This window comes from Bradyrhizobium sp. CIR18 (assembly GCF_014198295.1).
Taxonomy (GTDB): Bacteria; Pseudomonadota; Alphaproteobacteria; order Rhizobiales; family Xanthobacteraceae; genus Bradyrhizobium.
In genome coordinates, this window is record NZ_JACIHF010000035.1 from 1 (window position 1) to 9,276 (window position 9,276).

At 64.2% G+C, this 9,276-nt stretch carries 1 protein-coding gene; it reads right to left on the reverse strand.

The window, feature by feature from the left end; translation table 11 throughout:
- On the reverse strand, positions 1 to 9,276 hold a 9,276-nt coding region (locus GGD65_RS39850), incomplete at both ends, for a non-ribosomal peptide synthetase (protein ID WP_210317541.1).

Below are 9,276 nucleotides of genomic sequence, written 5' to 3' on the forward strand. Positions count from 1 at the left end.
CCCGCCAATGTAAAGCTCGCCCACCGCGCCGAACGGCACCAGCCCGCCATGGCCATCCAACAGGTACACCCGCGTGTTGGCGATTGGACGCCCGATCGGGACCACTGACCCATTGAAGTCAGCCGGGCAAGTCCAGATCGTCGCGCAGACTGTCGCCTCAGTCGGGCCATAAGCGTTGACAATTGATGCTGGGGTCAGACTTCGGATGAGTTCGGGCTTCGGCAGCTCTCCAGCAAGAATGAGAACTTGCGCAGCCAAACCTTCCGGATCCTTGCTTGTCTGAAGCAACGCTGGGGGTAACGTCGCGTGGGTGATGGCTTCGCTTTGGAGATAATCCGATAGCTTGTTAATCGCTTGACGGATCTCTTCCGCAGGCAAGTGCAAAGCGGCTCCGGAGCCAAACGCCATGACAAGCTCCCAAGCGCTTGCATCAAAAGCAATGGAGGCGAACTGCACGACGCGGCTGTTGGAAGAAGCGCCAAAGAGGCCGACCTGAGCCGACAGCAGATTGACCAACCCCTGATGCTGGACCATGACTCCCTTTGGGCTTCCGGTTGAGCCTGAGGTGTAGATCACATAAGCGAGATGGCACGCTGTGAGGCCAAGCGTGCGTCGGTCAGGGTTTGATGCCGCCCGATCGGCCCAGGCGGGCGTGGCGGTCTCCAGATCGATGACCGTCACATCGGTCAGCACCTTGGGGCCGAGTGCGGCGCGACCGACGACGTCGCAAAGCAGCAACCGCGGCGCGGCATCGTCGACAACCTGATGCAGCCGCTGGCTGGGATAGGCTGGGTCCAGCGGCAGATAGGCACCGCCAGCCTTGAGGATCGCCAAGACACCAACCACCATCGCCGGACTGCGTTCGAGGCAGATCGCAACCGGCTGGTCCGGCTTAACCCCGAGCTCGATCAGATGATGCGCCAGGCGGTTGGCCCGCGCGTTGAGCTCGCCATAGCTCAGCCGCTCGTTTTCGCAGACCAGCGCCACCGCCTCCGGCGCCTTTTGCACCTGCGCCTCGAACAGCTCATGGACGCACAGGTCCGATGGATAGGCCTCCGCCGTCCGGTTCAGATCCTCCAGTAGATAGGTGCGCTCCTCAGCCGGCAAGATGTCCAGCTCGCGTACCGGCGTATCCGGGGCATGCTCCAGCGCCTTTGCCAGCTGCTCGAGCACCCGCTGCATGTAGCCGCAGATCCGATCCGCCGAGATTGGTTCCGCCGCCTGCACAGTGAGGCCCAGCGCCTCGCCAAAATCCTCCACCGACAAGGTCAGGGGATAATTGGTGCGTTCCTCTCCACCCAGCCATTCCATGCCCGACAAGACATCATCCGTCCCGGAGCCGGGCACAGCCGGCGCCGTGTTGTGACGGTAGTTCAACAGCGTGCTGAACAGCGGTGCCGACGCCGCAACAGCGCTGCAGCGCTGTGCCAGCGCCAGCGGGGCATGCTCATGCGCCAGCAGGTCGGCCAGCCGGGCCTGCGTCATCCGCACGCTCGCCTCGACGGCGGTCTCATCTAGATCAAGCCGCAGCGGCAGGGTGTTGATGAACAACCCCATGGCGCGGTCGGCGCCAGCGCTGCCCTGCAGTCGGCCTAACAGCACCGTGCCGAATACCACCTGCTCGCGGCCGCTGCTGCGCGCCACCACCTGTCCCCACGCCAGATGGCACAGACTCGCAAGACTGACGCCCAGCCGCCGCGCCTGTTCGCGCAGCCTCGCATGGAGAACTGATGGCAGCATCCGATGCGCCTCTCGAACCCCGCCTCCGTCGCCGCGCACCTCGCTCAATTCGAAGGGCGTGGTCGGCTCGTCGATGTCGGCCAGCAGCTCCCGGAAGAACGCTTCATCGGCCTTGTCATCACGGCGTAGATGCGCCTGCGCCACCAGATTGCGGAATGGCTGCGGCGCCGTCAGTTCATGCTGGCGCCCCTCCAGCTCGGCCCGGACCTCAGCATGCATCACCTCCCGCGTCGTGTGATCCCCGATCAGATGATGCTGCAGCTCCAGCAGCAGCCAGCGCGCGCTTCCGGGCTCGCGCGCAATCACAAACCGCAGCAATGGCGCCCGGCCAAGCTCGATGCGGTGCCGACGTGGGTCAAATCGCTTCCTGAGCTGCTTGGCTCCAGCGCCATGAGCGCCATCCAGCTGGACCTCGATCACCTCCAGACGCGCCTCCCGCCACACCACCTGGGCCGGGCGCGACAAGCCCTCCCAGACAAACGAGGTACGCAGGATGTCATGCCGATCCACCACCCGCTGGACCGCGGCAAGATAGCGGTCGAGCAGCCCACGCTCGGCAAACGCCATCTGCGACACCAGTAGGTACGGATCGCCCTTTGCCGCTAGCAAATGATGGAACAGGATGCCGTCCTGCAGCGGCGACAGGCCGTAAATGTCCTGGATGTTGCAAACCCCGCCGGGTACCGTGGCGATGATCCGGTCGATCTCGCCCTGCGTCAGCTCGATCAGCGGCAACATCTGCGGCGTGATCGCCGCACTCCGCTCGGTGATCAGGTTGGCCGGGACCGCCACCTCGTGATGGCGGCCCAGGCTTGCAGCCAGATCCGCCAGCACCGGCTTGACGAACAAGGTGCGCACCTCGATGCGCAGTGACCGCCGCCGTAGACGCTCGATCATCTGCACCGCCAAGAGCGAGTGCCCTCCCAGTTCGAAGAAGTTATCGTCCCGTCCGACCCGCTCCAGCCCCAGCAGCTCGGCCCAGATCTGCGCCAGCACCCTCTCCATCTCGCCCTGAGGCGGGGCGTAGGTCCGGCGCGCATACGCCTCGTCGCCCGGGGCCGGCAGCGCGTTTCGATCGAGCTTACCGTTCAGCGTCAGCGGAAGCGCCGCCAGTCGCACGAACGCACTCGGCACCATGTAGTCCGGCAGCCCCGCACTCACATGCGCCCGCAAAGCGCCGGCAAGATCAGATTCCTTAGCTTCAGCGGCAACGACATACGCAACGAGGCGCTGCTCGCGGCGACCATCCTCGCACGCCACCACCACCGCCTCGCGCACGCAGGCGTGGCCGCAAAGCCGCGCGACGATCTCGCCCGGTTCGATCCGGAAGCCGCGGATCTTCACCTGCTCGTCGTTGCGGCCTAAAAACTCCAGATTGCCGTCCGGCAGGTAGCGTGCCAGGTCGCCGGTCCGGTACAGCCGGTCGCCCTCGACAAAGGGACTATGGATGAACCGCTCGGCTGTCAGCTCAGGGCGGTTCAGGTAGCCCCGCGCCACCCCCGCCCCGCCAATGCAGAGCTCGCCCACCGCACCGAACGGCACCAGCCCGCCATGATGATCCAGCAAGTAGACCCGCGTGTTGGCAATAGGACGGCCAATCGGGACCATGGCCTCATCAAACTCAGCCGGGCAGCTCCAGGATGTAACGTCGATCGCGGCCTCAGTCGGACCGTAGAGATTGTGCAGGGCCGTCCAGGGCAATACCTGTCGAACCCTATGCACACTTGCGGCAGGGAGCGCCTCGCCGCTGCATAAAACTCGCCGCAGCGATGTGCAGCGGTCAACACTCTTCGCATCCAAAAAGCTGACCAGCATGGATGGCACGAAGTGAACCGTCGTGATGCGCTGGCTGACGATCAAGTCGACCAATGCATCGGGATCTCTGTGCGCACCGGGCGACGCCAGTACCAGCGTTGCCCCTTCAAGCAAAGTCCAAAAAAACTCCCAGGCCGAGACGTCGAAGCTAAATGGCGTCTTCTGCAACACCACGTCTGTTGCCATCAGACCATAGGCGTTCTGCATCCAGATCAGGCGATTAACGATAGCCCGATGCTCATTCTGAGCCCCCTTGGGCGTGCCCGTGGATCCCGAGGTGTAGATCACATAGGCGAGATTGCAGGAGGTCAGGCTGAGCGCGCGCGGGTCAGGATCCCCTTCCGGCAGGCTGGCCCAGGCCGGCGCCGCAGCATCGAGCTCCACCACGCTCACATTGGCCGGCACATCCGCGCCGAAGGCGGCACGGCCGGCCACATCGGCCAGCAGCAGCCGCGGCGCCGCATCGTCGAGCACCTGATGCAGCCGCGCCGACGGATAGGCCGGGTCCAGCGGCATATACGCCCCGCCGGCCTTCAGGATCGCCAAAAGCCCCACCACCATCATCGCACTGCGCTCGACGCAGATCGCAACCGGCTGGTCCGGCCTGACCCCGAGGGCGATCAGGTGATGTGCCAGGCGGTTGGCCTTCGCATTGAGCTCGCCATAGCTTAGCCGCTCATCTTCGCAGACCACCGCCACCGCATCCGGCGCCTTGTGCACCTGCGTCTCGAACAGCTCGTGGATGCACCGCTCCGCAGGGTACGGCGCCGCCGTCCGGTTCAGCTCCTCCAGCAGATAGGTGCGCTCGGCAGTCGAGAGCAGCTCAATCCGGTGAACCTCTTGCTGCGCATCGGCAGCCATCGCCTGCAGCAGCGCCAGCAGATAACCACGCTGCCGCTCGATCGTCGCCTGATCAAACAGCGCCGTGGCATAAGCCAGCGTTCCGGCGATCTCCTCGCCATGCTCGCCAAGGCTCAGCTCCAGATCGAACTTGACCTGATCAATCTCGTCCCCGGCAGCTCCGACACTCAGCCCCGGCAGGTCCAATGCTCCAACCGCATTGTTCTCCCAGGCCAGCATCACCTGGAATAATGGCGTGTGATCAAGAGCCCGGGGCGGCTGCACGATCTCCACCACCTGCTCGAACGGCAGGTCCTGATGCTCCTGCGCAGCCAGCACCGTGCGCCGCGTCCGCTCCAGAAGCTCGGACACGCTTGGCTTGCCCGAGAGGTCCAGCCGAAGCGCGAGGGTGTTGACGAAGAACCCGATCAGCTCTTCGATCTGCCGGTGCCCCCGATTGGCGCTCGGCACGCCAATCACAAGATCGTCCTGCCCCGACAGACGCGACAGCACCGCCGCCCAGGCCGCCAGCACTGTCATGAACAACGTCGTGCCATGCTGCAGGCTTAGCCGCTTCAGCTCCCGCGTCAAATCCGCATCGACGATGATCGGGACCGTCGCCGCGACAAACGACTGCTGGGCAGGCCGCGCATGGTCCGTCGGCAAGACAAGACGGGTCGTGCCTGCCAGGGCGCTGCGCCAATACTGCGCCTGCTTCTGCAGCCGTTCCCCTGACAGCCATTGGCGTTGCCAGGCGGCGTAATCCGGATACTGGATCGCAAGCGGCGGCAGAGGATCGTCCTGCCCAGCCTCGAACGCCCGGTAAAACTGGCTAAGTTCACGCAGCAGCACGCCCATCGACCAGCCGTCCGAGACGATGTGATGCTGGGTCAGCAGGAAGACGTGCTCCTCATCCGACATCCGCACCAGTCGCCCGCGGATCAGCGGACCGCGCGCAAGATCGAATGGCGTGCGCCCCTCTTCATGGCGAAGATCCAAAAGTGCCGCTTGCGCATCCGATCTCTCCCGCAGATCATGCTCAACTATCGGCAGTCCCGCATCCGGCGGCAGAACCTCAACCCGGGGCTTGCCCTGCGTCGCGACAAAAACACTGCGCAGCGCCTCATGACGCGCAAACAGACGGTCAAGGCTGCGCTGCCAGGCGCCGTGGTCGAGCATCCCGCGCAATCGCAAGGTCAGCGGAATGTGATAGTTCGTGCTGCCTTCATTCAGCTGCGCCAAAAACCATAGCCGCTGCTGCGCAAACGACAGCACAAGCGGCTCATGACGCGACACGGTCGCAATCGACGGCAGCTCTTGCGGACCGGAGCGGCTCAACAGCTCGACGATGCTTGCCGCCAGGTCACTCAGCACTGGTCTTGCGAACAGCATCGACAGCGGCAGTTCGACCCCGACAGCCTGTGACAGCCGGCTCGACATCTGCACGGCCAAGAGCGAGTGGCCGCCCAGTTCGAAGAAGTGGTCGTTGCGCCCGATGCGCTCGACACCAAGGAGCTCGGCCCAGATCCGCGCCAGCGCGGTCTCGACCGCGCCTTGCGGCGCCTCATAGGCCGCCAGCGCATAGGCCTGATCGGCCGGCGCCGGCAGCGCGTTCCGATCGAGCTTGCCGTTCACCGTGAGCGGAAGCGCCGCCAGCCGCACGAACGCACTCGGCACCATGTAGTCCGGCAGCCGCGCACTTAAGTGCGCCCGCAAGGCGCCCGCAAGCCCGCTTCCATCGCCCTCGTCCGAGCCGGCCTCGGGCGCGCAGACCACATAGGCGATCAGATGCTTGTCGCCGGCGCCGTTCTGGCGCGCCACCACCACCGCCTCGCGCACCCAGGCGTGCTCACAAAGCTTTGCTATGATCTCGCCCGGCTCGATGCGATAGCCGCGGATCTTCACCTGATCGTCGTTACGGCCCAGGAACTCAAGATTGCCGTCCGGCAGATAACGTGCAAGGTCGCCGGTCCGGTACAGCCGATCGCCCTCGACAAACGGACTGGCGATGAACCGCTCGGCTGTCAGCTCAGGGCGGTTCAGGTAGCCCCGTGCCACTCCCGCCCCGCCAATGTAAAGCTCGCCCACCGCGCCGAACGGCACCAGCCCGCCATGGCCATCCAACAGGTACACCCGCGTGTTGGCGATTGGACGCCCGATCGGGACCACTGACCCATTGAAGTCAGCCGGGCAAGTCCAGATCGTCGCGAAAGTCGTCGTCTCGGTGGGCCCGTAGCAGTGAATGAGACGTACGCGGCCTTTTTCTTTCAGCAATCTCAGAAACGAGGCAAGATCACCGGGCTCGCCCCCACAGAGGACGTGCTTCAGTTGCGCCAACGTCGGAGCAATCGATGATGTATATTGGTTGAATAATGCTGTTGTTAGAAACAGTGACGTCACCCCGTGCTGTTCAAGCGCCCGGGCAAAACTGGGAGTATCCCTGACGGTGGCGGCATGCATGGCAACAATGCAACCACCGTTAAGCAGCGGCGCCCATACTTCGAATGTGCTTGCGTCGAAGGCGGGATTGCCAGCCCATGCCACCCGATCTCCTGCATCGATCTTCACATACCCACTGTTGATCACGAGCCGGTTGACGGCACGATGAGGAACAACAACTCCTTTGGGAAGGCCAGTTGAGCCGGAGGTGTACATGACGTAAGCGGCAGTTTCAGCGCTCAACGCCAGTCCAGGATCGGAACTACATCCCGTTCCAGCTATGAGCGGCTCAATAGCACGAGCAGGTATCGTCGCCTCAACCAGATCATCAGCGCAAAGCGCCAAGCGTGCAGCACAATCGGCCATCAACAATTCTTGTCGCGCCGACGGAAGGGCGGGATCGATCGGTACATACACGCTGCCGGCCTTCAGAATGGCCAGCTGCGCCACCAGAAGAGCGACGGAGCGGTCCAGCACAGTGGCAATGCGATCCCCAGGTTTGACCCCGAGGGCGATCAGGTGATGTGCCAGGCGGTTGGCCTTCGCATTGAGCTCGCCATAGCTTAGCCGCTCATCTTCGCAGACTACCGCCACCGCATCCGGCGCCTTGTGCACCTGCGTCTCGAACAGCTCGTGGATGCACCGCTCCGCAGGGTACGGCGCCGCCGTCCGGTTCAGCTCCTCCAGCAGATAGGTGCGCTCGGCAGTCGAGAGCAGCTCAATCCGGTGAACCTCTTGCTGCGCATCGGCAGCCATCGCCTGCAGCAGCGCCAGCAGATAACCACGCTGCCGCTCGATCGTCGCCTGATCAAACAGCGCCGTGGCATAACCCAGCGTTCCGGCGATCTCCTCGCCATGCTCGCCAAGGCTCAGCTCCAGATCGAACTCGACCTGATCAAGCTCGTCCCCGGCAGCTTCGACACTCAGCCCCGGCAGGTCCAATGCTCCAACCGCATTGTTCTCCCAGGCCAGCATCACCTGCAACAACGGCGTGTGATCAAGAGCCCGGGGCGGCTGCACGATCTCCACCACCTGCTCGAACGGCAGGTCCTGATGCTCCTGCGCAGCCAGCACCGTGCGCCGCGTCCGCTCCAGAAGCTCGGACACGCTTGGCTTGCCCGAGAGGTCCAGCCGAAGCGCGAGGGTGTTGACGAAGAACCCGATCAGCTCTTCGATCTGCCGGTGCCCCCGATTGGCGCTCGGCACGCCAATCACAAGATCGTCCTGCCCCGAAAGACGCGACAGCACCGCCGCCCAGGCCGCCAGCACTGTCATGAACAACGTCGTGCCATGCTGCAGGCTCAGCCGCTTCAGCTCCCGCGTCAAATCCGCATCGACGATGATCGGGACCGTGGCCGCGACAAACGACTGCTGGGCAGGCCGCGCATGGTCCGTCGGCAAGACAAGACGGGTCGTGCCTGCCAGGGCGCTGCGCCAATACTGCGCCTGCTTCTGCAGCCGTTCCCCTGACAGCCATTGGCGTTGCCAGGCGGCGTAATCCGGATACTGGATCGCAAGCGGCGGCAGAGGATCGTCCTGCCCAGCCTCGAATGCCCGGTAAAACTGGCTAAGTTCACGCAGCAGCACGCCCATCGACCAGCCGTCCGAGACGATGTGATGCTGGGTCAGCAGGAAGACGTGCTCCTCATCCGACATCCGCACCAGTCGCCCGCGGATCAGCGGACCGCGCGCAAGATCGAATGGCGTGCGCCCCTCTTCATGGCGAAGATCCAAAAGTGCCGCTTGCGCATCCGATCTCTCCCGCAGATCGTGCTCAACTATCGGCAGTCCCGCATCCGGCGGCAGAACCTCAACCCGGGGCTTGCCCTGCGTCGCGACAAAAACACTGCGCAGCGCCTCATGACGCGCAAACAGACGGTCAAGGCTGCGCTGCCAGGCGCCGTGGTCGAGCATCCCGCGCAATCGCAAGGTCAGCGGAATGTGATAGTTCGTGCTGCCTTCATTCAGCTGCGCCAAAAACCATAGCCGCTGCTGCGCAAACGACAGCACAAGCGGCTCATGACGCGACACGGTCGCAATCGACGGCAGCTCTTGCGGACCGGAGCGGCTCAACAGCTCGACGATGCTTGCCGCCAGGTCAGTCAGCACTGGCCTTGCGAACAGCGTCGACAGCGGCAGTTCGACCCCGACAGCCTGTGACAGCCGGCTCGACATCTGCACGGCCAGAAGCGAGTGGCCGCCCAGTTCGAAGAAGTGGTCGTTGCGCCCGATGCGCTCGACACCAAAGAGCTCGGCCCAGATCCGCGCCAGCGCGGTCTCGACCGCGCCTTGCGGCGCCTGGTAGGCCGCCAGCGCATAGGCCTGATCGGCCGGCGCCGGCAGCGCCTTCCGATCGAGCTTGCCGTTCACCGTGAGCGGAAGCGCCGCCAGCCGCACGAACGCACTCGGCACCATGTAGTCCGGCAGCCGCGCACTTAAGTG